We start from the raw sequence: 26,119 nt of genomic DNA on the forward strand, positions 1-26,119 counted from the left end.
AATAATCATGTCTGACAACAAAACATTTTACATTACAACACCGATCTACTATCCGAGTGACAAGCTGCACATCGGGCACGCGTACACAACGGTAGCCGGAGACGCCATGGCCCGTTACAAGCGCATGAGAGGGTATGAGGTTCGTTATCTGACCGGAACCGATGAGCACGGCCAGAAGATCGAACGCAAGGCGGAGGAGAAAGGACAGACACCGCAGCAGTTTATTGACGGCATCGTGGAAGGCATTAAGAGCCTGTGGGATAAACTGGATATTTCCTATGATGACTTTATCCGTACGACAGAAGATCGCCACAAAAAAGTCGTGCAGGAAATCTTCGACCGTCTGCTGAAGCAGGGCGACATTTACAAAGGCGAGTATGAAGGCTGGTACAGTATTCCGGATGAGACCTATTACACCGAGACTCAGCTGGTCGATGTGATCCGCAATGACAAGGGTGAAGTAACCGGTGGTAAAAGTCCGGACAGCGGTCACCCAGTAGAACTGGTCAAGGAAGAATCGTACTTCTTCCGTATGAGCAAGTACGCGGATCGTCTGCTGCAATATTATCAGGATCATCCCGACTTCATTCAACCGGAGTCCCGCAAAAATGAAATGATCAACAACTTTATCAAACCGGGCCTGGAAGATCTGGCGGTATCCCGCACAACCTTCGACTGGGGCGTTAAAGTCAAGGACGATCCAAAGCATGTTGTCTACGTCTGGATTGATGCGCTGTCCAACTACATTACAGCACTGGGCTACGGTACCGGCAATCCGGAGCTGTTCAACAAGTTTTGGCCGGCTGATATTCATCTGGTAGGCAAGGAGATCGTTCGTTTCCATACGATCTACTGGCCGATCATGCTGATGGCGCTGGATATTCCGCTTCCCAAAAAAGTATTCGGTCACGGCTGGCTGCTGATGAAGGACGGTAAAATGTCCAAATCCAAAGGCAATGTTGTGGATCCGGTTACACTGATTGATCGTTATGGTCTGGATGCACTGCGTTACTACCTGCTGCGTGAAGTGCCGTTCGGCTCGGATGGTACATTTACGCCAGAGAGCTTTGTAGACCGTGTGAATTCCGATCTGGCCAACGATCTGGGCAATCTGCTCAACCGTTCGGTAGCCATGATCGATAAATATTGTGACAGTACTATCCCCGCCTATGCCGGTCGTGTGCTGGAAGTGGATGGACTGCTGGAAGAGACAGTACAGCAGACAATTGACAAAGTGGAGCAGGCGATGGAGAAGCTGGAGTTCTCGGTAGCCCTGACAGCGATCAGCCAGCTGATCAGCCGTACAAATAAATATATTGATGAGACCCAGCCATGGGTACTGGCCAAGGATGAAGCCAATCGTGCCCAGCTCGATTCCGTAATGTACCATCTGGCTGAATCCCTGCGCATTATCTCTGTATTGCTGCAGCCGTTCCTGACACGCGCACCAAAACAGATCCGTGAGCAGATCGGTGCGACGAGCGACGAACTGAACGTATGGGACAGCATTCGTACGTACGGCCAGCTGCCTGCAGGTACCCGTGTTGTGAAGGGGGATCCGATCTTCCCGAGACTGGATGCCAAGGAAGAAGTCGCTTATATCGTGGAAGCGATGGGCGGTGTACTCAAAGCGGCAGACGATACAAGCGATCAGGCAGCGACCGAGCAGCAGACCGTAACAGCACCCGCTGTAGAACTGATCGAGCAAAAAGAAGAGATCACTATTGATGATTTTGCCAAAGTTGAACTGCGCGTGGCACAGGTTATCTCTGCCGAGCCGGTGAAAAAAGCGGACAAGCTGCTCAAGCTGCAGTTGGACCTTGGCACCGAACAGCGTCAGGTCGTATCCGGCATCGCCAAGTTCTATACGCCGGAAGAACTGGTCGGACGCAAGGTCATCTGCGTGACCAACCTGAAGCCTGTCAAACTGCGGGGTGAAGAATCACGCGGCATGATCCTGGCTGCTTCCCACGGCGATCAACTGACGCTGGCTACCGTGCCGGAAGGCATGCCAAATGGAGCCATTGTAAAGTAAAATGGGCAGACCGATAAGCAGGCGGTCATCATAACCGGAGAACCTTCAATGCATGGGCTTTGCGGCAGCATTGAAGGTTCTTTTTATAGTGAAAAAGTCTGTTAAAACTTGCCAAGCTGTCTACATTCCATGTATGATTATTGAATGAATTATGTGCCAGAGACGTATTATGCGGCACCTGTATGACAAATAAGAACGTGTAGATTAAAGGGGGAGCAAGATGCCAACGCCCAGTATGGAAGACTATTTGGAGCGCATCTATAAGCTGATTGACCAGAAGGGATATGCGCGTGTATCGGACATTGCGGAGGGATTGGAAGTTCATCCTTCATCCGTAACGAAGATGATCCAGAAGCTGGATAAGGATGAATACCTGATTTATGAGAAATATCGCGGACTGGTACTGACCAGCAAAGGAAAAAAGATGGGCAAGCGTCTGGTGGACCGCCATCAGCTGCTGGAAGATTTTCTCGGAATTATTGGTGTAAATCCTGACTATATATATAAGGACGTTGAAGGCATCGAGCATCATCTGAGCTGGGACTCCATTACCCAGATCGAGACGCTGGTGGAATATTTCCGCCGCGATCCGGAACGGGTAGCTGAACTGCAAAGACTGCAAAATGAGCTGATTAGCGATTCATAGGGCAGACATCTGTCGATTATCTGGCAGATGTCTTTTATTTTGTCCGCAACTTTTGGATATAGAATCGGTCTAATAAAGTAGGTTTATTCAACCGATTAGATCGTATAGGAAGTATAGTCGTGGAAGAAGCATGGAAGCCAAGTCAAAGGAAAAGTTAAAAGATTTACTGGAGGTACATGAATGAAAATTTATCGGTATTTATCATTATTTCTTGCTATGGTCGTTGTTTTTCCTCTGGTGAGCAGTACATTGTATGCTGCTGATACCAACATCAAAATCGTACTGGATGGCAAAACCATTCAGGGAGATGCTGCTCCGTATATTACCAGGGACACCAATGTTACCATGGTACCGCTGCGTTTGATCAGTGAAAATCTGGGCGCAGGCATCGCCTGGGATCAGCAAAAAAGTGAAGTCACAATCACTCATGGTGAAGACAAGCTGGTATTAACAGCCGGACAGCCTGCTGCTGAAGTGAACAACAAGCAGGTGGCACTGGATACTTCGGTACAGATCAAGGGCGGCCGCGTGATGGTTCCGCTGCGCTTTATCGGTGAAGGTCTTGGACTGGGAGTCAACTGGAACCAATCCACACAGACCGTAACGCTGACGAGTGCAGGCGGGGCAGATTCCACCACAGGCAGCACAAGCGGCAAAGGAAGCACGCTCAATGCTTCGCCTTCCGGCACCACATCCGGCAGCCCATCAGCTGCCAAAGAACTGCGCGGTGCCTGGATCTCCACCGTATTCAACCTGGACTGGCCTAGCAGCTCCAATGCAACTAAGCAAAAGCAGGAATTCTCCAAAGAACTCGATGATCTGAAAGCGATGGGCATGAATGCAGTATTCGTACAGGTTCGCCCTTCCGGCGATGCGCTGTATCAATCCGCAACTATGCCTTGGTCGAAGTTTTTGACCGGCACACAGGGCAAAAATCCGGGTTACGATCCGCTGGAATACATGGTAGCCGAAGCGCATAAGCGCGGCATGGAACTGCACGCCTGGTTCAATCCTTTCCGCGCCACTACCGATTCCAAGACGGCTTCCCTGGCGTCCAATCATGTGGTACGTCAGCATCCTGACTGGGTCATTTATTTTGACGGCAAATATTATATCAATCCGGGTGTCCCGGCAGCCCGTCAATCGATTATCGATACCATTATGGAAGCTGTTAATAATTATGATATTGATGGTGTTCATCTGGATGATTATTTCTATCCGTCATCCGAGACATCTGCCAAAAAATTCAATGATGACAAAGCATATACAGCTTATAAAGGCAGCTACACAAGCAAGAGTGAATGGAGACGCGCCAATATTAACAGCTTTGTCCGTGATCTGGGCAAATCCATTCATGCGTCCAAGCCGTCTGTACGCTTCGGGATCAGTCCATTCGGCGTATGGCGCAACAAATCCAATGATGTGACCGGCTCCGATACCAAAGCTGGCGTAACCGCGTATGACAGCATGTATGCCGATACACGTACATGGATCAAAAATGGCTGGATCGATTATATCGCTCCACAGGTATACTGGAGCTTCTCCCTGCCAGCCGCTCATTACGACAAAGTCGTAGACTGGTGGGTTAATGAGACCAAGAACACAGGCGTGGATCTGTATATCGGCCATGCCATCTACAAGATCAACACACCGGAAATTGGCTGGAATACATCCAACGAGATTATTAACCAGCTGAAGTATAATGCCAAATACAGCAACATCAAAGGCAGCATTTTCTTCAGCTACAAAGATCTGAAAAAGAATCCGCTCGATATCGTCAGCAAGCTGCGTTCCTACTGGGGACAGTAACAACTGTATACAGAAATAGACAGAAGATAAGAAAAGATAACAAACGAGCCTTTTCAGAGATAAAGAAAATTCAATTAAAACCCCCGCTGTAGATGCAGCGGGGGTTTTGATTTGGACACAGTCGACGGACATAACTTGCAGGACAACAAAAAAACTCCAGCGATCATTTGCAGCAGGTGAACTGCTTCCATGTGATCGCTGGAGTTTTATTTAACAGAACCAATCGTTTCACTGCCGATTCCAATTAGTGATACTTTGGCAGTTCTTCATCATCCTTGCCTTTATTGCCCTGAATAACCTGGAATGGATAATTCTTTTTCGGTTTGTTGCTGCCGGAGCCGGTGGTGCTGCGGCCTGTTGAACCGGTTTTGGCAAAAGGAGAAGCTTTGGAGACATTTTTGTAATTGCCTTGCTGTGCTTTTACTTTTGCCATAGTGCGGGCAGAAGGCTTGATTTTCGGCTGTTTGCGTCCGCCGCCGCTGTAAGCGGGAGAGGAGCGCAGCAGCATAATTGCAATAACCAGAATAATTACCGTCACAATCAGTCCGCCCCAGTTAAAGGTAGCAGGCATGAATATCATTTGGTAGATGTTCTTGACCAACCCAATCACCGCCAACAGTATCGCAACGACAAAAACAATCATTTGAGCAGGTGACTTTCTCATGTTTATCATCCTTTCACAGGGTCAGGAGCAACTTCAGGTGCTACCGATGGTGAAGACGCACGGGCGAGCTGCGTATCCAGCTCACGCATCCGGTTAAAGGAAGCGATCGAGACTTCCAGCTGATCCAGCGTTGGTTCTTTGGTAGTCAGCAGCTGCAGCCACAGACCCGGGTAACCGAGATAGCGCAGCACCGGAATATCACGCAGACTGTTGGTGAATTTGAGGAATTCAAACGAGACGCCGATCACAACAGGCAGCAGGACAATCCGCTGGAGAATCCGTTCGCCCAGTCCGTCCCAATGGAAAAAGGAATAAATAATTACGCCTATAATGACCGTCAGGATAATGAAGCTGCTGCCGCAGCGGTAATGCAGACGGCTGAACTTTTGTACACTTTCCGGTGTCAGTTCCGCTCCATTTTCGAAAGCGGTGATCACTTTGTGTTCGGCTCCATGATACTGGAACAGACGCTTGATCATCGGTGTCTGGGAGATTCCCCACAAATAGACGAGCAGCAATATGATTTTAATAACACCTTCCAGCAGATTGTGCAGGAAAAGGTTATGGAACAGATTTTTGAATAGCAGGCTTTCTAGTACGGCAGGTACAAGGGTAAAGATCAACTTGCCGACAACAAGCGACAGTACACCGACAACCGCCACGCCTAGTATCATACTGAGGCTGGTCTTAGATTCTTCTTTTTTCTTTTGCTGCGCGTATTCTTCCGGGTCCATCTGATCTTCGGAATAGGCATCTGCAGCATAATTGAGATGTTTGGAGCCTTTGGCGCTGGAGTCAATCAGACTGACAATACCGCGCAGAAGCGGAATGCGGCGCAGTGTACGCACCCAGGGTTTGTCTTCTCTGGGAACTTCCAGATAGGTGATCTCACCATCTTTGCGTCTTACGGCGGTTACGTTAACGTGCTTTCCGCCAAACATGACGCCTTCAATTACAGCCTGGCCGCCATAGCTGACTGGAGTGGATTGTTTTGGCAAGTAAGGTCACCCTTCCATTATTCTTCATCATTTGCATGATGATTTTGCGTATTCCTATACCAGTATAAAGTAAAAATGGACTGGTACAGCAGCCTCTGCAGAACAGAAATGCTGCTACTCATATTGTAGCGGATTTTACGTATCTTTACCAGAATATGCATGGCAGGAGCCGTAAAAGTGAATTATTTAACTGACTATTCTCAAAAATGTGCAGGGTATGGTAAAATAATCTCTGGCTATTTGCAAGACAGAACGGAGCGAAGGGGAGAGGTTCAATGAGTACAGCACGTTTAAACAAATTGCGTCAGGCCATGAAGGAACGCCAGCTTGAAGCGATGTTCATCACAAGCAGCGTCAATCGCAGGTATTTGACCGGATTTACCGGTTCGGCAGGCTATGTTATTGTAACGGCAGAACAGGCTTACCTGTTAACAGATTTTCGTTACATGACACAGGCACCCGAACAGGCGGCAGCGTTCACCGTGGCCGAGCATGCTCCAAACGTAGTGGATACTATCAAAGAACTGCTTTCCAACTGGGGTGTACGTTCTATCGGATTTGAACAGGATCAGGTACCTTACAGCAGATATGCCGCCTACAAACAGCATCTGGCTCCGGTGGAACTCGTTCCGGTCTCCGGCATGCTTGAAACCATCCGTAACTTTAAGGATGCTGAAGAAATTGCCATTATCGAACAGGCAACCGCTATCGCTGACCGTACGTACGACCATATTCTGAGCTACATTAAGCCCGGCGTTACCGAGAAAGAGCTGGAGCTTGAAATGGAATTTTTCATGCGTCGTCAGGGAGCTTCGGGTCCTTCGTTTGAGACGATTGTCGCCTCCGGTGTACGTTCGGCTCTGCCGCACGGAGTGGCCAGCGATAAGCCGATCGGTCATGATGAGTTTATTACGTTTGATTTTGGTGCCATCTATAACGGATATGTATCCGATCTCACACGGACAGTATTTGTCGGCACACCTTCCGACAAACACCGTGAAATCTATAATGTAGTGCTGGAATCCCAGCTGCATACGCTGCAGCATCTCAAACCGGGAATGACCGGCAGGGAAGCGGATGCTCTTTCCCGCGACATTATTACAGCGCATGGTTATGGAGACGCCTACGGTCACAGCGCCGGTCACGGCATTGGTCTGGAAGTCCATGAAGAGCCCCGCCTGTCCAAGCTGAGCGATACCGTGCTGCAGCCGGGCATGGTCGTTACCGTAGAACCGGGCATTTACATACCTGGATTCGGCGGCGTGCGTATTGAGGACGATGTGCTGATTACCGAAGACGGTATCCGCATCCTGACTCATTCCAGCAAAGAGTTCACGATTTTACCGGTCTAAGCAGCTTCTTCCTGCTATTAGCAGGATCATGAGGGATGCTTGCCGAATAAAATAAACTGGGATTAACGAGATGAACAGGCTGCACGGATCAAGCTTGCATAAGCAGATTCCTTGCAGCCTAAAGTGTCCGATGGTCACAGAGTTTAACCCTTAACAGAATATCCTGTAGATTATAGGGTATAGTACAATATATAGGCAGTCTGCCGGACAGGTCCTTTTTGGAACCGTTCGGCTCTACAGATAGGCATATATTGTATCGAACTTGGCTTTACCATATATGAGGAGGCGTTATTTTGATTTCAGTTAACGATTTTAAAACAGGTTTGACCGTAGAAGTGGAAGGCAACATCTACTCCGTTATCGAATTCCAGCACGTAAAACCAGGTAAAGGTGCTGCATTCGTGCGCTCCAAGCTCAAAAACCTGCGTAACGGTAACATCGTTGAGCGCACATTCCGTGCAGGCGAGACGATTGCCCGTGCACAAATCGAAAACCGCGGCGTACAATACCTGTATGCAAGCGGCAGCGAGCACGTATTCATGGATAACGAGACTTACGATCAGTTCGAGCTGAACGAAAGCCAGCTGGAATGGGAACTCAAATTCCTCAAAGAAAACATGACTGTTAATATCGTTAGCTACCAGGGCGAAATCCTCGGAATCAACCTGCCAACATCCGTTGAGCTGGAAGTTACTGAGACAGAGCCGGGTATCAAAGGAAATACTGCTACAGGTGCGACGAAGAGTGCAACAATGGAGACTGGCCACACGGTTCAGGTTCCTCTGTTCATCAATCAGGGCGACAAACTGATCATTGATACTCGCGAAGGTAAATACGTATCCCGCGCGTAATGATCTGCAAATCGGCGACTTCGCCATAAATAGGTAAAGGCTGTTCCTTCCTCCTCCAGCAGGGGGACAGGGACAGCTTTTTCTCTATCAATCCATGGATATCTAAAATTTGCGGTAGTACTTAGCGCGTTGTCGTATTATACTGGTAAAGATTAAGCATTTTCATGCATTAAAATGCATAACATGCTGGATACGCTGTTCAATCCGGGCTGCGGCCTTGCTGTATGCCTGTATCAAGTAGGGAGTGAAGAGGTCTTGGCTTTGTACGTGATGAAGTTCGGCGGGAGCTCCGTCGGTGATATTGAGCGCATGCAACGTGTAGCAAAGCGCATTATTGAAAAGCAGGATGAAGGTCATCAGTGCGTCGTTGTCGTCTCGGCAATGGGTGACACGACCGATGATCTGATCGATCAGGCACGACTGCTGAATCCGAATCCACCTGCACGGGAAATGGATATGTTGATGACAGTTGGCGAGCAGATTTCCATTGCTATGCTGTCGATGGCGATTCATCAGCAGGGACGTGAAGCCGTATCCTTTACCGGCTGGCAGGCAGGCTTTGAGACGGAAGCGGAACATGGCCGGGCAAGGATTACAGCCATTCGTCCCGAACGGGTAATGAATGCGCTGGATGCCGGGAAAATCGTTATTGTAGCTGGTTTTCAAGGGACGACGGCAGACGGTGAGATTACCACATTCGGACGCGGCGGCTCCGATACAACAGCGGTTGCCCTGGCAGCAGCAATTCAGGCGGATACGTGCGAGATCTATACGGATGTCGATGGCATCTACTCAACAGATCCGCGTATCGTCAAATGCGCACGTAAGCTGAATGAAATTTCTTATGATGAAATGCTGGAACTTGCCAACCTCGGCGCAGCCGTATTGCATCCGCGTGCAGTGGAATATGCCAAACACAACAACGTGCGCCTCGTCGTACGGTCCAGCTTTAACTATAATGAAGGAACTGTGGTGAAGGAGGAAGCAAGCATGGAACAGGGAGCGGTAGTCAGTGGAATCGCTTACGATAAAAATGTGGCGCGGATTACAATCAGAGGGGTCAACGACCTGCCTGGTGTACTCGCCAAAATGTTCGGTGAACTGGCATCCGCCAAAATCGACGTAGATATTATCGTACAGAGCGGTGTCATGAACGGCAAAGCGGACTTTTCCTTTACCGTCAGCCTCGAAGACCGTCTTGGCGCGCTGAATGTGATTGAAAACATCGGCAGCGAGCTTCCTTACGATGAAGTGACTTCCGAAGTTGATCTGGTTAAAGTGTCCATCGTCGGTGCAGGCATGGTCAGTCATCCGGGTGTTGCCGCACAGATGTTCAAAGCAATTTCCGATCAGGGTGTCAGCATCAAGATGGTCAGCACTTCCGAAATCAAGGTATCCTGCGTTATTGAAGCAGGCAGGCTGAACGATGTGGTATCTGCCCTGCATACCGCCTACGGTCTCGATACCGAAGAACAGGCATTTGTCGGCGGACCGCAGGATCGCCGCTAATTTCTGGATATAAAGCCAATATTATATAGCGTTATTCAAGGCGGGAACATCATTTTAAAGAAGATGTTCCCGCCTTTTTCATGAATATGCTATAATACATAGCGTTATGTGAAACTACCCCTAACTGAGTGTTTTACATTATACTCAGCTTACAGGCAACGAAGCCAAAGGAGTGAATTAATAGATGTTTAAATTAAACGAAATTAAAGAACTGATTCAACTGGTGGATGAGACATCCGTACAGGAAATCGAAATTGAAAATGAAGGCTCCCGTCTGGTCATCCGCAAGCCGGGCAAAGCAGAGACGGTCTATGTACAGGCTCCAACTGCTGCACCTGCAATGCAGCCTGTCAGCCAGCCGGCAGCTGCTCCACAAGCGGCTGTATCCGCTGCGCCTGCAGCTGCTGCACCGGAAGTGGATCCGACCCTACATACCATTGTGTCTCCAATGGTCGGAACTTTCTATCGTTCCCCGTCTCCTGAGACAGGACCGTTTACAGGCGTAGGCGAGAAAGTAAGTCACAAATCGGTAGTATGTATCATCGAAGCGATGAAGCTGATGAACGAACTGGAAGCCGAAGTGAACGGAACAATCGTGGAAGTGCTCGCTGAGAATGGGCAGCTCGTTGAATACGGACAGCCTCTGTTCGTTGTAAAACCGGAATAATCAGTGCTGTTCGTGTATAAGGCCGGAGGAGGAAAGGCAAAATGAAATTTCAGAAAATATTAATCGCGAACCGCGGTGAAATAGCGGTTCGTATTATCCGTGCATGCCGTGAACTCGGCATCTCTACGGTAGCGATTTATTCCGAAGCGGACCGTGATTCACTGCATGTCCGTCTTGCGGATGAAGCTTATTGTGTAGGACCTACCCTGTCCAAAGACAGTTATCTGAATCTGACCAACCTGATGAGTGTGGCCACATTGACCGAATGTGATGCGGTTCACCCGGGTTACGGATTCCTCGCAGAAAATGCGGATTTTGCAGAAATCTGTGAATCCTGCAATATTACGTTTATCGGACCATCCCCGGATGCGATCAACCGTATGGGTGACAAGTCCGAAGCGAAGCGTACGATGCTGGAAGCTGGCGTACCGGTTATCCCGGGCTCCGACGGTATCGTCGAAGATCTGGAAGAAGCGGTGAAAATCGCACGCGGTATCGGTTATCCGGTCATCATTAAGGCAACAGCCGGTGGTGGCGGTAAAGGGATTCGTCTTGCAGAAGATGAAGAATCTCTTGTCAAACAAATTACGAATGCCCAGCAGGAAGCGGAAAAGGCATTCGGTAACGGCGGCGTCTATCTGGAGAAATACCTGACCGGTATGAAGCACGTGGAAGTACAGATTATCGCTGACCGTCACGGCAATGCCGTGCATCTGGGCGAACGCGATTGCTCCGTGCAGCGTCGCCGCCAGAAGTTGGTGGAAGAAGCGCCTTGTCCGGTACTGTCTCCGGAACTTCGTGCGGAAATGGGCGCTGCGGCAGTGCGTGCAGCCCAGGCGGTTAACTACTCCGGTGCAGGCACGCTTGAATTTCTGCTCGGCCAGGATGGCCAGTTCTACTTTATGGAGATGAATACCCGTATCCAGGTGGAACATCCGGTAACAGAGATGGTTACAGGAGTGGATCTGATTCAGGAAATGATCCGTGTTGCCGAAGGCAATCCGCTCTCCTTTACCCAGGAAGATGTAAAAATCAACGGCTGGTCGATCGAGTGCCGCATCAATGCGGAAGACCCTGAGCGCAACTTTATGCCAAGTCCAGGTAAAATCGGATTCTACCTTCCGCCGGGAGGTCCTGGTGTGCGTGTCGATAGCGGTGCATACCCAGGCTACACCATCTCACCTTATTATGATTCGATGATTGCCAAGCTCATCGTATGGGCGCCAACACGTAATGAGGCGATTGCCAAAATGAAGCGTGCGCTCGATGAATTTGCGATCGAAGGCATTCATACAACGATCCCGTTCCATATGCGTCTGCTGAGTCATGAGACGTTTGTCCGCGGTGATTTTGATATCAAGTTCCTTGAAGAGAATGAGGTGTAATCCGGTTTGTCAATAAACCGGGTACGTGGTATATTTAGTTTACTTGGCAGGAGGTGTAGAAAATGAGCACATTACCGACTGAATTCGAACGGACCGATATTGGAGAAATCCAGATTGCCCCGGAAGTCATCGAAGTGATTGCAGGACTGGCTACGATTGAAGTGAACGGTGTAGCAGGAATGAGCGGAGGTTTTGCGGGCGGTATCGCTGAGCTGCTCGGCCGCAAAAATCTATCCCGCGGTGTAAAAGTGGAAGTGGGACAGCGTGAAGCGGCTGTGGATGTATCCGTCATTATCAAGTACGGACACCGTCTGCCTGAAGTGGCGGCTGAGATTCAGCGCAACGTCAAGCGTTCGATCGAGACGATGACCGGATTGAATGTGGTGGAAGTGAATGTACAGATTCACGATGTTCATCTGGAGACCGTTGAGCGGATCGAAGAGACCGAATTTACACAACGCGTAAAATAAATGAGCGGCATCAACCTGCTCAATACTGAACCCCCGACGTCACTGTCAGGGGTTTACTATAATGTAAGGAGGCTGCACATTCTTGGCTAAAATCATGGATCGGCTGTTATTGTTCATTTACAGCCTGAGTATTGGAATTTTATCTGTGCTGGCTATCCTGCTGCTCAGTGGTCAGGTGCCGATGGAGCTTGATTACCGGAATGAGCAGGTCCTTTATATAACTGTCATTGTGGTGGCAGTTATCCTATTCCTGCTGAGTATCCGTTTTTTCTACGTATCTATCCGTACCGAGCGCGGTCATCTGAATTCCGTTCATCAGCGTACGGAGTTTGGGGATGTGCAGATTTCACTGGAGACGATCGAGAACATGGCGCTCAAAGTGGCTGAGCGTACACGCGGTGTACGTGATGTCAAAACACGCGTACGTGTGGTAGAATCAGGTCTTGAGATTATGATCCGGGCCATTGTGGATGGAGAACATTCCATTCCCGGGCTGTCGGAAGAAATGCAGAAAAGTATTCAGACACAGGTAGAGGACATTACCGGTATCCCGGTCTCTTCTGTCGCTGTGTATATTGCCAATATCGTTCAGTCCCCTGCCTTCAAAAGCAGAGTGGAGTAGAAGGGAGTTCTCCTGATGATGTGGAAAGCGATCTGGGACACTCACGGTGGACGAATCCTTGGCGTACTGGCCGGTATCGGCTGCGGTATACTGTATCTAACCATTGGTTTTTGGGATATGTTGTTCTTTGCATTGTTAGTGTTCATAGGTTATATCGTCGGTCGTAACCGGGATCTCCGGTTAGGTCCAACCATTCCCTGGCAGCGGATCAGTGAATGGCTGGCGGACCGCTGGCGTCCATTTCGTTGAACCCTGTCATACATCATTCCCGGATTGCAATCTTATTTATAGCAGGCAGCACCGGGAATGAAGAATGACAGGTTTTTTTGTTGCTATAAACAGGTTCGAGAATCATATGGGACATGAAAACAACTGATGCTTTTTCTCAAAAAAGGCAGCAGATTTGATAAACCGGGAGGCGCTGGCCGCCTGACCGGAAAAATACAAGGTGTGCGTTCATGCGCGGATATTGCAATATATCCCATCACGCAATCACCAGGAGGATAAACCGTAATGAAAAGAAGATTAGCGCGGGAACTTACCGTACAAAGCCTGTACCAGATGGAAATGAATGAGGTCAAGGCAGAAGAGGCGATCATGATGCTGCTGGAAGAAGCGGCAGCCGACAACGAATCCGAAGTTGAACTGCGAGATGAAGCCCAGCTCAAAACGTATGTGATCGATGTGATTAGCGGCATCTGGGAGAACAAGGAAGCGATCGACCAGCTTTTGGTAGATTATTTGCAAAACTGGCAGGTAAGCCGTCTGTCCCGTGTCGACCGTCAGATTTTGCGTCTGGCAGTATATGAAATGGTATTTGCCGAAGGCGTACCGGCCAAAGTTGCCGTCAACGAAGCAATTGAACTGTCCAAGCATTTTGGAACTGAAGAATCCGGCAAGTTTGTCAACGGTGTACTCGGCAAGATGATTCATGATCTGGATAAACTCAAATCCCAAAAAGGCTGATCAACTGCAACTACCGAAAAGTTTTTGCACCTTAGAATAGCCCGCTGCTTGAAAATGAATGATGGTAAGATTGACCCTATAAGGTACCTATCAACAATTAATTTTCCGAACAGACAAAGGAGCGATTATCATGGCAGCAACAATCATTAGCGGTAAACAGATTTCCGAGGAGATTCGTCAGGACATCAAGCAGGAAGTGGATAAAATGAAAGCACAGGGCTTCCAGCCAGGTCTGGCGGTTGTTCTTGTCGGCGATGATCCGGCTTCACACGTTTATGTGCGCAATAAAGAAAAGGCCTGCCATGATTTGGGCTATTATTCCGAAGTACATCGTCTGTCTGCAGATACTTCGCAGGAAGAACTGCTGGCGATGGTTCACAAGCTGAACAACCAGGATAATATTCACGGCATTCTCGTGCAACTGCCGCTGCCGAAGCAGATTGCGGAGAAAGCGATCATTGATGCCATTTCCCCGGAAAAGGATGTGGATGGATTCCATCCGATCAATGTGGGCAATCTGGTGATCGGCGACGATAGCCTGCTGCCATGTACACCGGCGGGTGTGATCGAGATGATCAAGCGTACCGGTATTGAAATGTCCGGCAAGCACGCTGTCGTAATCGGCCGCAGCAATATCGTCGGCAAACCGGTCTCCCTGCTGCTGCAGCGTGAGAATGCTACGGTAACAATGTGTCATTCCCGTACAACCAATATGAAAGAACTCGCCCGCCAGGCGGATATTCTCGTGGTGGCGATCGGTCGTGCCAATTTTGTGGATGCCAGCTATATCAAGCCGGGTGCAGTAGTCATTGATGTGGGCATGAATCGTCTGGACAACGGCAAGCTCGCAGGTGACGTGGACTTTGAAAGTGTGAAGGAAGTATCCGGTCCGATTACGCCGGTTCCGGGCGGCGTAGGTCCGATGACGATCACCATGCTGATGCAGAACACGCTGGTAGCGGCCAGACGTGCCCATGGTCTGAACTGAGAAAGGGGATCTTATGCAGCAACAGCAGCGTATATACTCCATCAAGGAGATTAACAAATATATCCGGATGAAAATGGAGTCCGATTCGCTGCTCTCCGAAGTATGGCTGAGAGGCGAAATCTCGAACTTCACTCACCATTCCAGCGGACATATGTATTTTACCCTCAAGGATGAAGGCAGCCGCATCAAGTCGATTATGTTCTCTTCGTATAATCAGCGGCTTCCGTTTATTCCCAAAGAAGGCGCCCGCGTTATTGCCAAAGGTTACATCTCGGTATATGAACGCGATGGACAGTATCAGTTCTATGCGACACAGATGCAGCCCGATGGGATCGGCAGTCTTTATCTGGCATATGAACAGCTCAAGCAAAAGCTGGAGCATGAAGGCTTATTTGATTCTGCACGCAAACGTCCGCTGCCCCAGTATCCGCGTACGATCGGTGTTATCACTTCACCAACCGGAGCCGCGGTACGGGATATTGTAACTACGATTCGCAGACGCTATCCGGTTGTACGGATTGTCGTCTATCCAGTACTCGTTCAGGGTAAAGGTGCAGCTCCATCCGTCGTCAAGGCGATCCGCAATTTGAACCGAATGGATGAAGCGGATGTGCTGATTGTCGGACGCGGCGGCGGATCGCTGGAGGAATTATGGGCGTTTAACGAAGAAATGGTAGCGCGAGCAATTGCCGAGTCGAAGATTCCGGTGATCTCGGCTGTCGGTCATGAGACCGACTTTACGATCGCCGATTTTGCAGCTGATCTGCGTGCAGCCACGCCTACGGCTGCAGCCGAGCTGGCTGTACCGAACATTATCGAACTGCGTGCGCAGCTGCAGCAGGTACGCCGTCAGCTCAAGCAGGGACTGCTGCGTCTGTCCCAGCGTCAGCGTGACCGGCTGAACCGTCTCAAGCGTTCACCGGCACTGCTGCATCCACAGCGTCAGCTGGTGCAGCATATGACCCGGCTCGATATGCTGGAGCGGCGTCTGACGAGCAGTCTTCAGCGGCGTGCCCATATTCAGCGCGACCGTCTGGGAAGATACAATCAGCGTCTAGCCGGACACAATCCGCAGGAACAGCTGATCTATGCACGCAGACGTACCGATACGGCTCGTCGTCAGCTGGAGCTCAGAATGCAGCAGATCCTGCGGCAAAAACAACAAAAACTCGGTTTCGGCCTCAAACAGCTGGATGCCCTGAGCCCGCTCAAAGTCATGGCGCGGGGATACAGTCTTGTATACGATGAACAGCAGGAACAGCTCGTCAAATCAGTCTCCCAGGTAGTAACCGGGGACAGAATTACCGTCAAGCTGGAAGATGGACAACTGAATTGTCAGGTACAAAATATTAAGGAGGCGGACAATAATGGCAAAGGCAGCGAAGGAACAGGAGCTTAATTTTGAGCAGGCAATGGACCGGCTGGAAGAGATCGTCTCCGAACTGGAACATGGCGATGTACCGCTGGAAAAAGCGATCGATCTTTTCCAACAGGGAATGAAGCTATCCCAGGTATGCGGCTCCAAACTGGAAGAAGTGGAACGCAAAATAGAGATGATCGTGGAGGAAGACGGCGAACTGCGTAAAAAGCCTTTTGATGCAGCGGAAAGCGGTGAAAATATTGAATAATCGTCCAGAACTGAAACAGTATATTCAGGACATTTCCACCTACATGGAATCGCGTTTGCAAAACGCCCTGCCTGAAAGCTGGCAGGTGCCGGATACATTACAGCAATCGATGCTCTACTCCCTGATGGCTGGCGGCAAAAGACTGCGCCCGATACTTGTTATTGCCGCAGCCGAAGCGCTGGGCGGCAGCAGGGAAGCAGCTGCTCCGGTCGCCTGCGCCGTGGAGATGGTGCATACGTATTCACTCGTTCACGACGACCTTCCGGCAATGGATGATGATGATTACCGCCGCGGCAAACTGACCAATCACAAAGTATATGGTGAAGCGATGGCGATTCTCGCCGGCGATGCGCTGCTGACCCATGCTTTTCACAGTGCAGCCGGAGCGCTGCAGGCTGGTGTACCGGCAGAAGCTGTCGTAGCCATCATCAGCGATCTGGCCGAATATGCCGGTCCACGCGGGATGGTCGGTGGTCAGGTGGCGGATATGCAAGGCGAGCAGGGGATGACAGAGCTGAGTCAGCTGCAGTATATTCATCTGCACAAGACGGCTGATTTGTTCATGTTCTCGTTAACCGCCGGAGCGCGTACAGCCGGAGCGACAGAAGAACAGCTGACTGCATTGCGTCAGTTCGGTTCGGATATCGGGCTTGCTTTTCAGATTCAGGATGATATCCTCGATGTGATTGGCGATGAAGCCAAGCTGGGCAAAAAGACGCAAAGTGACAGCAAAATGCAAAAAGTCACCTATCCTTACTTCATCGGTCTGGAAGAATCGCAGCGGGAAGTCGCCCGTCTGACAGCGAGTGCCAAGGCAGCGCTGCAGCAGGCCGGTCTGCAGGATTCCAGTCGGCTGGAGGAAATTGCTGACTATTTGGTGCAACGTGACCATTAAAGGTTACGTATAGCCATGAAGGTTCGTCTATTCTATAGATCACCCGCATTCACTCCATAAAAGTGACAGGATTTCGAATTAAGTCCGGCTTGTGGTATAGTGAATAGTAATAATATATCGAAGAATAGCTGAATTAAAATCAATTTGGATGTAAATATGTGTCCAAAGGAAAGCGGGGAAATGGTGTGCTGCTTCCACAGATTCATCAACCAAGTGATCTCAAAGATCTGACTACAGAACAATTAACCGTACTGGCAGGAGAGATTCGTCAGTTTCTGATCGAAAAATTATCGGCAACCGGCGGTCATCTGGCCTCCAATCTCGGGGTCGTGGAGCTTACCCTGGCACTGCATTACTTGTATGACAGTCCCAAAGACAAGTTTATTTTTGACGTAGGACATCAGGCGTATGTGCATAAGGTTCTGACCGGACGCATGGACCGCTTTGATACCCTGCGTAAATACAAAGGATTGTGCGGCTTTGTCAAACGAAATGAAAGCGAACACGATGTGTGGGAAGCTGGTCACAGCAGCACATCGCTGTCTGCTGCCATGGGTATGGCGCTGGCGCGTGATTTCAAAAAAGAAGACAACAAAGTCGTTGCCGTGATCGGTGATGGCGCGCTGACCGGTGGTATGGCGTTCGAAGCATTGAACCATATCGGTCACGAACAGCGTAAGCTGACCGTCGTACTGAACGATAACGAGATGTCCATCGCACCGAACGTTGGTGCCATGCACAAATACCTGGGCAAAATCCGTTCGGATAAAGGGTATCTTCGTGCCAAGGACGAAGTGGAACAGCTGCTCAAAAAGATTCCGGCGATCGGTGGCAAAATTGCCAAAACAGCTGAAAAACTTAAAGATACCCTCAAATATGCGATGGTATCGGGTGTGCTGTTCGAAGAGCTTGGCTTTACTTACTTTGGTCCGGTCGACGGACATGATCTGCCCAAATTGCTGGAGACTTTCCGTCAGGCGGATAACGTGGACGGTCCTGTACTGATCCATATCGTGACTATCAAAGGCAAAGGCTATCTGCCGGCCGAAGCGGATTCTTACAAGTGGCATGGTATTACGCCATACAAAATCGAATCCGGTCAGGTGCTCAAGGCTGCGGGCAATCCGATGTACACCGAAGTATTTGGTCAGACACTGATCGAACTGGCGGAACAGGATGAGCGTATTGTAGCCGTTACACCAGCGATGCCTGGCGGATCGGGATTGTTCCCGTTTGCCAAGCGCTTCCCGGATCGTATGATTGATGTCGGCATTGCCGAGCAGCATGCAGCGACCATGTGTGCAGCATTGGCTATGGAAGGAATGAAGCCGGTTTATGCGGTCTATTCCACGTTCATGCAGCGTGCCTATGATCAGATCGTACATGATATTTGCCGTCATAATGCCAATGTCATGTTTGCGATTGACCGTGCCGGCTTCGTCGGAGCGGATGGAGAGACCCATCAGGGCGTATATGATATCGCGTTCATGCGTCATATCCCGAATATGGTCATTATGATGCCCAAGGATGAGAATGAACTGCGCCATATGATGAAAACGGCGCTGGATTACAACGAAGGTCCAATCGCTTACCGTTATCCGCGTATCAACGGTCTCGGTGTAGCGATGGATCAGCAGCTTGTTCCGATTCCGATCGGTACTTGGGAGAAGGTTCGTGAGGGCGATAACTATGCCATTCTGGCGTCCGGCCCGATGGTACAGATGGGAATGGAAGTGGCGGAGGAACTTAAACGTGACGGCATGAACGTAGCGGTAATTAACGCACGGTTCATGAAGCCGCTGGATGAAAAGATGCTGCTGGAACTGGCGGACAAAGGTACACGCATGCTTGTTGTGGAAGAAGTATCCCAGGCAGGCAGCATGGGCAGCGCGGTGCTGGAATTCTATGCTGCACAGGGACTGCATGAAGTCACAGTGGGGCTGATGGGTGTACCGGATGAGTTTATCGAGCATGGCAGTATTAAGGATCAGCAGGCTGAAGCCGGATTAACACCGGAAAATATCGCTGCATCCCTGCGTGCGCTGGCTCCCGGCAAAGCCTGGACCTTCCAGAAAAATTCCGTATAAGCATAAGGTGATTATAGAGAGTACATCGGCTCCCTGTGCATTCCTGTCTTGGGGAGAACAGTGAACGATATGTACTTCTCTGTGAGCAGTAGTTGAATAGATATGCACGAAGCGGGAAGGGTTCTTTCCGCTTCGTTTGCTGTTGGAGTGTCTCGGCTCCAGGTATAATTACTATCAGACTGTAAAAAGAGAGTGCGAAAAAGCGAATATCATATGGATCAGATCAACTTCTCTGTCAGTTGTAGATGACTGAACTAATAGCCCAATTCGCTTTGGCGTTACAATAGACAGAATAGATATTCAAATACGATAATCATAGCAGGACTGATCCGGAGGCGATTTATTATTAAAATGAATGTAGGAGTTACTCACCATGGCAAGCGATAAGGAACGGGTTGACGTACTGCTCGTAGAGCAGGGATACTATGAGAGCCGTGAAAAGGCCAAGGCAGCCGTTATGGCGGGCCTGGTCTATGCCGGAACCGAACGTTTGGAAAAGCCGGGCATGAAGATTGCACGCGATACAGCGCTGAATGTCAAAGGGGCTGTACACCCGTATGTCAGCCGCGGCGGACTCAAGCTGGAAAAGGCACTCAAGCATTTTGGCATCGAGATGAACGGGCGTACGATGCTGGATATCGGCTCATCCACCGGTGGATTTACCGACTGTGCCCTGCAAAATGGCGCAGAGTATGTCTATGCTATTGATGTCGGATACAACCAGCTGGACTGGTCGCTGCGCAATCATCCGCAGGTATGTGTGATGGAGCGGACCAATTTCCGCTATATGACACCGGACCAGCTGGAAGGTCCTGTGCCCAATTTTGCCAGTATTGATGTATCGTTTATCTCACTGCGGCTCATGCTGCCTCCGCTCAAGGAACTGCTCGGCAGACCGGCGGATATTGCAGCACTGATCAAGCCTCAGTTTGAGGCAGGCCGCGAAAAAGTAGGGAAAACCGGAGTGGTACGCGATCCCAAAGTTCATCAGGAAGTACTGCTGACCGTATTATCCTTTGCCCGTGAACTGGGATATGTACTAAAAGGCCTGACTTTCTCGCCGATAACAGGGGGAGAGGGGAATATTGAATTCCTTGCACACTGGTACCTTCCTTCCGGTGAAGGGGACGACACGGTCGAACAGCTGGATACACTGGATATTGAACAGCTTTCAGCACAGACTGCAGCCGAAGCTTCGCATACATTTAGAGGCGGCGCAGCCAAGCACCAGTAGGGAAATGGCTAGACAGATGCAGAGCCTGTAGCTTCAGCGCATACCGGAACAGAGCTGAAACAATCGGATAGCAGATACAGGAGAAGCCTGCTGCTAAGCGTCAAGCTGGCAAAAGGCTTCTTTTCGCCGCTGCTGCGTCGTCCATAGTACAGATACAGAGTTGTAAAAAGTTTGACGATTAAAGTTTGATTTGGCTATTGATTTACGAACAGGTATTCCTATATAATGAGAACGAACGTTCCTCCCGACAGTAATATTCACTCTGGGTTGGACCTTACCGTTCTGGATGTTACAATAGGATAATGTGCGAAGCTGAATTAAACGTCGTTAAATGGACTACAATATTTTCCATTTATACAAAGGAATACACCTTGATTATAGCGAATAATTATAGATCTGCCTGCATAAGAATGGCAGCGATATGAATAGGTGTTCATGACAATAATCACTTGCATGCTAGCTATAGAGCATACCACTAACGGAGGTCTGTATGAAGGGACAGCGACATATCAAAATTCGAGAAATTATTACGCATCAGGATATTGAGACACAGGATGATCTGGTAGAAGCACTGCGTCAGGCAGGTTTTCAGGTTACCCAGGCTACGGTATCCCGGGACATTAAAGAACTATTATTAATCAAAATTCCAACGGATGATGGAAGATATAAATATTCTTTACCAACGGATCAACGCTATAACCCGGTGCAAAAGCTCAAACGTGCACTGGTGGACAATTTCCTGCAAATTGACTTTACGAATAATCTGGTAGTCATGAAGTGTCTGCCCGGTACAGCCAATTCCATTGCTTCTCTGATCGACAGCATGGAATGGTCACAGATTATGGGCACCCTTTCCGGCGATGATACAATGCTGATCATTTGCCGCACTGAAGAAGACAGCCAGAAAGTCATCGAACAGATTATGGGATTCATTTCCTGAGTCACCGATCACTCTGCGAAAGATGACGTCGTAATTCAATACAGCCGGTTGGATCAAACTGCCTGCTGAGATGCCGGAAATGCGATCCTGTTCGTTAGAAGCGTTGCTCCATAGTCTTGTACACGAAGAGGAGTGAGCTCCATGCTGGTCATGCTGAGCATTAAAAATCTGGCTGTTATTGAAGAAATCGACGTTTACTTTCATAAAGGATTCCACGTACTGAGCGGTGAGACCGGTGCTGGTAAATCCATCATTATCGATGCGCTCGGTCTTATTGCAGGCGGAAGAGGCTCAGCGGATCTTGTACGCTACGGATGTGACAAAGCGGAGATGGAAGCGCTGTTTGAACTGCGTGCGACCCATCCGGTATGGGATACACTATCCCGTCTCGGTATCCAGGGTACGGCAGAGGAACATCTGGTTATTCGTCGTGAAGTAACGGTGAATGGCAAAAGTACCGCACGCATTAACGGGCAGCTGGTCAATCTGTCCATGCTTCGTGAAGTGGGCGAACAGCTGGTTAACATTCATGGCCAGCATGAGCATCAGTCCCTGATGAAGCCGGAACGCCATCTTGGATTGCTGGATACATTCGGCGATGTCAAGATCGGCCCGGTCAAAATGAAATATCATGAGCAGTACAATGCCTATATCAAGGTAGAACGTGAACTGCGTGATCTGCAGGAAACAAGCCAGAAAACCTATCAGATGATGGATCTGTACCGCTTCCAGCTGGAAGAAATCTCTTCGGCCAATCTGCAGCCAGGGGAAGATGAAGAACTGCAGGATGAGCGTCTGCGCCTTGCACACAGTGAGAAAATGATGGATGCGGTATCCGGCAGCTATCATAATCTTAACGGTGACGGCAGCATGGGAGCACTCAGTGTGGCATTGTCCCGTCTGGGGGATGTATCCCGCTACGACTCCAAGAACCTGGACCCGATTGTGGAACAGCTGCAGTCCGCCTATTACCAATTGGAAGATGCCATTTACCAGCTGCGGAGCTATCAGGAGAATATTGAATTCAATCCGGGCCGACTGGAAGAAGTGGAATCCCGCCTGAATCTGATCTCCGGCCTGCGCCGCAAATACGGCGAGAACGTGGAACAGATTCTGGAATACTACGAGAAGATCCAGCATGAGACCGATCTGTTGGAAAATAAGGATGAGCGCCTGCTGGAGCTCACCGACAAACGGGACAAGCTGCGCAACAAGCTGCTGGAGACCGGTGAAAAGCTGAGTAAGCTGCGCCGAGAGTGCGCTCAGGAGCTGGCCGAACAGGTAGAAGCGGAACTGAAGGATCTGCAGATGCAGCGTACCTCGCTGCGTGTGAATATCGCCTATATCGAAGATGCCAACGGCGTCTGCTGGAATGGCCGCAATATTCGCATTACCCGTCAGGGTATTGATACAGCAGAATTCCTAATTTCTCCGAACCCGGGTGAACCGCTTCGTCCGCTGGGCAAGATTGCTTCCGGAGGTGAGCTGTCACGTATTATGCTGGCACTTAAAAGTATCTTTGCCCGTCATGATCAGGTACCTGTACTTGTATTTGACGAAGTGGATACCGGCGTCAGTGGACGCGCAGCTCAATCGATTGCGGAGAAACTGTTCAAGCTATCGTCAGAATGTCAGGTGTTCTCGATTACTCACCTTCCGCAGGTGGCGTGTATGGCAGATCATCAGTATCTGATCGAGAAACAGATTGTCGGAGATCGTACAGCTACCCGTGTCGTCTCCCTGCATGAAGATGGCCGGGTCGACGAACTGGCACGTATGCTGGGAGGCGTCGAAATTACCGAGAAAACAAATCATCATGCGCATGAGATGCTCAAATTGGCAGAAGCACGCAAAGATGATTCCTCCTATGCGGTTCATTAATAACGAAGACAGCTTAAGTATGGATATTAACACGGCTACAGGAGAGTGTGTAACCTCGTGTAATGGATTTATTCAGCTGAGGTAACTATAATATAGGCTATTTGAAAGCAGTAACGCAGGAGAGCTTGATGTAAGCTCTCCTTTTTGATTACATAGGCAAAGACGGATGAGGAGAATACCTTGCATAGGTATGCCACAAATGATGAGTACTCCTGCACAAAAGTACCGTAAAAATGGTACAGAGATCATAAAACTACTGCCTAAAATGAAATGTTATTATAGTAAAATCAGGTTGGAATGCGTTTATAAAGATACTTATGTTAGAATAATCATTCAGAAAGTTTTGTAAATTCAATTTATTTTAGAAAATATGGTAAAAAAACCCGATTTTTATTTTCGACAGAAGGGATTATAATAAAAATGTCGAAAATTATAAAAGACATGATAAAAAGCTAAATCAATGGTGAGAAATGATCGTGTATAGCTCCTAATAAATGATGCTGATTTTAACCAATGACCCAAGGGGGAATTTTTGATGTCTAATATTCGAGTATTACTGGCTGATGATAATCGTGAATTTACCAATATGTTGGCCGAGTATATTTCAGGCCAGGAAGATATGGAAGTGGCTGGTGTTGCTTTTAACGGAGAAGAGGTACTGAAGACGGTAGAACAGCTGCCTGAGCTGCCGGATGTGCTCATTCTGGATATTATTATGCCGCATCTGGATGGACTTGGTGTCCTGGAACGCCTGCGTGATATGAATCTGAATCCGGCTCCGAAAGTAATTATGCTGACAGCATTTGGTCAGGAGAATATTACCCAGCGTGCAGTGCAGCTTGGTGCGTCGTATTACATCCTGAAACCGTTTGATATGGAAGTGCTGGTAAGCCGGGTTCGTCAGCTGGTTGGGCAGCCGCTTACAACCGGTGGCGGTACTATGCAGTCTGCCGGCAATAACAATTTGATGAACAAATCGTCGATGTCATCACCGCCAAAAACCCGTAACCTCGATGCCAGTATCACGGCAATCATCCACGAAATTGGTGTTCCGGCTCATATTAAAGGCTATCAGTATCTACGTGAAGCAATCACGATGGTGTATAATAATATCGAGATTCTAGGTTCGATCACGAAAACATTGTACCCGGCCATTGCCGAAAAATTCAAAACGACTCCATCCCGCGTGGAACGGGCCATTCGACATGCGATTGAAGTAGCCTGGACAAGAGGCAATATTGACAGCATCAGCCATCTGTTCGGCTATACGATCAATATCAGCAAATCCAAGCCGACAAACAGCGAATTTATCGCAATGGTAGCAGACAAACTGCGCATTGAGAATAAAGTAACCAATTAATTCGGAATCGCAATTTATGCTAATAAGCTATGCAAGTCACCATACGGGTTGAATCGTTGACAGGAGCGTTCATCTTTCAAAGGATGGGCGCTTTTGCTTGCATTACAGACAGACCATCCATGAAATGTATGTTATCCAGTCGAACAAAATTGAACAACCGGATAGGAATAATTTCAGGATTATCAATGGATGATGCAAAATATTAAAGGAGGAGACATCTTTGTCCCAATTCAATAATCGCGTTACCAAGCATTCTACATACAGTAAATTTACCGACTCCGCTTCTGCAGAAATCCCTGTCTTGATCAGAGAACATCTGCGGGCAGATTGTGAGCAGTGTGTAGGGTTGTGCTGCACGGCACTTGCTTTTAATGCTTCAGCAGATTTTAGTATCGACAAGGCTGCAGGACAGCCGTGTTATCATTTACAGCAGGATTACCGCTGCGGTATCCATATGAATCTGCGGGAGAAAGGATTTCGTGGGTGTACGGTATATGACTGCTTTGGTGCAGGTCAGCAGATTGCCCGGTTTACATTTGGTGGACAGTCGTGGCGGCAGGAAGATATTGCACAGGAGATGTTCGAAGTCTTTCCGGTCATGCTGCATCTGCATGAGCTGATCTGGTATCTGGTACAGCTGTCTACGCTGGAAGCTGCTGCTGCATTGCATCCGGCAGCGGCTGAGCTGGTACAGGAATTGCTGTCTTTGACCGATTTAAGACCTGCCGAACTGCTGCAGCTTGGCAGAGGAGAACTTCATATGCGTGTGAACCGGCTGCTGACGGAAGGCAGTGAGCAGGTACGTACCGAGGCACGCAGGCGATATCGCACTGCTTCGGGTCAACCACGTAATTATGAACGTGGAGCCGACCTGGTCGGCAAAAATCTGCGTTCTGCCAATCTGATCGGTACGAATCTGCGCGGAGCTTATCTGATTGCCGCTGATCTCCGTCAGGCTGATCTGCGCGGAGCGGATTTGATTGGGGCGGATCTGAGAGATACGGACCTGCGGGGAACAGACTTGCGCGAGACGCTGTTCCTGACACAATCTCAGATTAATGCTGCTCTCGGCGATATGAATACAATCCTGCCGGATGCACTACTCCGACCGGCCCATTGGCAGGCAAAATGA

24 protein-coding genes are annotated in these 26,119 nt (G+C 49.1%); 22 read left to right on the plus strand and 2 right to left on the minus strand.

Translation table 11 applies throughout. The annotated features are described in order from the left end of the window. Window positions 1-7 precede the first annotated feature (7 nt). The 3 genes from metG to M1D61_RS08175 all read left to right on the plus strand — a co-directional run bounded on the left by metG (window position 8) and on the right by M1D61_RS08175 (window position 4,490). On the plus strand, window positions 8-2,035 hold the full coding sequence (gene metG, locus M1D61_RS08165) for a methionine--tRNA ligase (RefSeq protein WP_458121904.1): 2,028 nt from the start codon (window positions 8-10) through the stop codon (window positions 2,033-2,035). A gap of 220 nt (window positions 2,036-2,255) precedes the next feature. Continuing rightward, the gene (mntR, locus tag M1D61_RS08170; RefSeq protein WP_017815291.1) at window positions 2,256-2,681 is read left to right on the plus strand and encodes a transcriptional regulator MntR; all 426 of its coding nucleotides are present in this window, start codon (window positions 2,256-2,258) and stop codon (window positions 2,679-2,681) included. 180 nt (window positions 2,682-2,861) lie between these two features. Beyond that, window positions 2,862-4,490 (plus strand): family 10 glycosylhydrolase, encoded by a 1,629-nt coding sequence (locus tag M1D61_RS08175; RefSeq protein ID WP_458121905.1) that lies wholly within the window; start codon window positions 2,862-2,864, stop codon window positions 4,488-4,490. A gap of 244 nt (window positions 4,491-4,734) precedes the next feature. Here M1D61_RS08175 and M1D61_RS08180 read toward each other — a convergent pair whose 3' ends face one another. Continuing rightward, window positions 4,735-5,154 (minus strand): hypothetical protein, encoded by a 420-nt coding sequence (locus M1D61_RS08180; protein WP_458121906.1) that lies wholly within the window; start codon window positions 5,152-5,154, stop codon window positions 4,735-4,737. A gap of 5 nt (window positions 5,155-5,159) precedes the next feature. Further along, window positions 5,160-6,152 carry a DUF1385 domain-containing protein gene (locus M1D61_RS08185; protein WP_458121907.1) on the minus strand — a complete coding sequence of 331 codons (993 nt, stop codon included), beginning with the start codon at window positions 6,150-6,152 and terminating at the stop codon, window positions 5,160-5,162. Window positions 6,153-6,427: 275 nt separating this feature from the next. Here M1D61_RS08185 and M1D61_RS08190 point away from each other — a divergent pair, with 275 nt between their 5' ends. From M1D61_RS08190 to M1D61_RS08280, 19 genes are all read left to right on the plus strand, one after another. Then, window positions 6,428-7,504 (plus strand): M24 family metallopeptidase, encoded by a 1,077-nt coding sequence (locus M1D61_RS08190; protein ID WP_458121908.1) that lies wholly within the window; start codon window positions 6,428-6,430, stop codon window positions 7,502-7,504. Window positions 7,505-7,797: 293 nt separating this feature from the next. Next, window positions 7,798-8,355, plus strand: coding sequence for an elongation factor P (gene efp / locus M1D61_RS08195; protein WP_046214940.1), 558 nt, complete (start codon window positions 7,798-7,800; stop codon window positions 8,353-8,355). A gap of 255 nt (window positions 8,356-8,610) precedes the next feature. Continuing rightward, entirely contained in the window at window positions 8,611-9,864 is a 1,254-nt protein-coding gene (locus M1D61_RS08200) for an aspartate kinase (protein WP_458121909.1), read from the plus strand. 184 nt (window positions 9,865-10,048) lie between these two features. After that, on the plus strand, window positions 10,049-10,531 hold the full coding sequence (gene accB / locus M1D61_RS08205) for an acetyl-CoA carboxylase biotin carboxyl carrier protein (protein ID WP_458121910.1): 483 nt from the start codon (window positions 10,049-10,051) through the stop codon (window positions 10,529-10,531). Window positions 10,532-10,572: 41 nt separating this feature from the next. Further along, window positions 10,573-11,916, plus strand: coding sequence for an acetyl-CoA carboxylase biotin carboxylase subunit (accC, locus tag M1D61_RS08210; protein ID WP_458121911.1), 1,344 nt, complete (start codon window positions 10,573-10,575; stop codon window positions 11,914-11,916). 62 nt (window positions 11,917-11,978) lie between these two features. Next, entirely contained in the window at window positions 11,979-12,386 is a 408-nt protein-coding gene (locus tag M1D61_RS08215; RefSeq protein WP_017815282.1) for an Asp23/Gls24 family envelope stress response protein, read from the plus strand. A gap of 82 nt (window positions 12,387-12,468) precedes the next feature. Then, entirely contained in the window at window positions 12,469-13,008 is a 540-nt protein-coding gene (gene amaP / locus M1D61_RS08220; RefSeq protein WP_046214943.1) for an alkaline shock response membrane anchor protein AmaP, read from the plus strand. 15 nt (window positions 13,009-13,023) lie between these two features. Next, window positions 13,024-13,257: a DUF2273 domain-containing protein gene (locus M1D61_RS08225; RefSeq protein ID WP_046214944.1), complete on the plus strand. Its 234-nt coding sequence runs from the start codon at window positions 13,024-13,026 to the stop codon at window positions 13,255-13,257. Window positions 13,258-13,521: 264 nt separating this feature from the next. Continuing rightward, a complete protein-coding gene (gene nusB, locus M1D61_RS08230; protein ID WP_458121912.1) occupies window positions 13,522-13,974 on the plus strand; it encodes a transcription antitermination factor NusB in 453 nt (150 codons plus the stop codon). A gap of 130 nt (window positions 13,975-14,104) precedes the next feature. Beyond that, a complete protein-coding gene (folD, locus tag M1D61_RS08235) occupies window positions 14,105-14,962 on the plus strand; it encodes a bifunctional methylenetetrahydrofolate dehydrogenase/methenyltetrahydrofolate cyclohydrolase FolD (RefSeq protein ID WP_458121913.1) in 858 nt (285 codons plus the stop codon). A gap of 13 nt (window positions 14,963-14,975) precedes the next feature. Continuing rightward, on the plus strand, window positions 14,976-16,361 hold the full coding sequence (gene xseA / locus M1D61_RS08240; RefSeq protein ID WP_458121914.1) for an exodeoxyribonuclease VII large subunit: 1,386 nt from the start codon (window positions 14,976-14,978) through the stop codon (window positions 16,359-16,361). After that, complete coding sequence (xseB, locus tag M1D61_RS08245) at window positions 16,330-16,590, plus strand: exodeoxyribonuclease VII small subunit (RefSeq protein ID WP_046214948.1); 261 nt, start codon at window positions 16,330-16,332, stop codon at window positions 16,588-16,590. Before xseA ends, xseB begins: the two co-directional genes overlap by 32 nt. After that, complete coding sequence (locus tag M1D61_RS08250; RefSeq protein ID WP_458121915.1) at window positions 16,559-17,485, plus strand: polyprenyl synthetase family protein; 927 nt, start codon at window positions 16,559-16,561, stop codon at window positions 17,483-17,485. Before xseB ends, M1D61_RS08250 begins: the two co-directional genes overlap by 32 nt. A gap of 185 nt (window positions 17,486-17,670) precedes the next feature. Continuing rightward, window positions 17,671-19,572, plus strand: coding sequence for a 1-deoxy-D-xylulose-5-phosphate synthase (dxs, locus tag M1D61_RS08255; protein WP_458122452.1), 1,902 nt, complete (start codon window positions 17,671-17,673; stop codon window positions 19,570-19,572). A gap of 373 nt (window positions 19,573-19,945) precedes the next feature. Continuing rightward, window positions 19,946-20,806 (plus strand): TlyA family RNA methyltransferase, encoded by an 861-nt coding sequence (locus M1D61_RS08260; protein WP_458121916.1) that lies wholly within the window; start codon window positions 19,946-19,948, stop codon window positions 20,804-20,806. A gap of 490 nt (window positions 20,807-21,296) precedes the next feature. Then, window positions 21,297-21,746, plus strand: coding sequence for a transcriptional regulator AhrC/ArgR (gene ahrC, locus M1D61_RS08265; RefSeq protein WP_046214950.1), 450 nt, complete (start codon window positions 21,297-21,299; stop codon window positions 21,744-21,746). 141 nt (window positions 21,747-21,887) lie between these two features. Continuing rightward, window positions 21,888-23,627 (plus strand): DNA repair protein RecN, encoded by a 1,740-nt coding sequence (recN, locus tag M1D61_RS08270; RefSeq protein ID WP_046214951.1) that lies wholly within the window; start codon window positions 21,888-21,890, stop codon window positions 23,625-23,627. 535 nt (window positions 23,628-24,162) lie between these two features. Further along, the gene (gene spo0A / locus M1D61_RS08275) at window positions 24,163-24,987 is read left to right on the plus strand and encodes a sporulation transcription factor Spo0A (protein WP_458121917.1); all 825 of its coding nucleotides are present in this window, start codon (window positions 24,163-24,165) and stop codon (window positions 24,985-24,987) included. Window positions 24,988-25,279: 292 nt separating this feature from the next. After that, entirely contained in the window at window positions 25,280-26,119 is an 840-nt protein-coding gene (locus M1D61_RS08280; protein ID WP_458122453.1) for a pentapeptide repeat-containing protein, read from the plus strand.

The organism is Paenibacillus sp. Z6-24, from assembly GCF_054161335.1.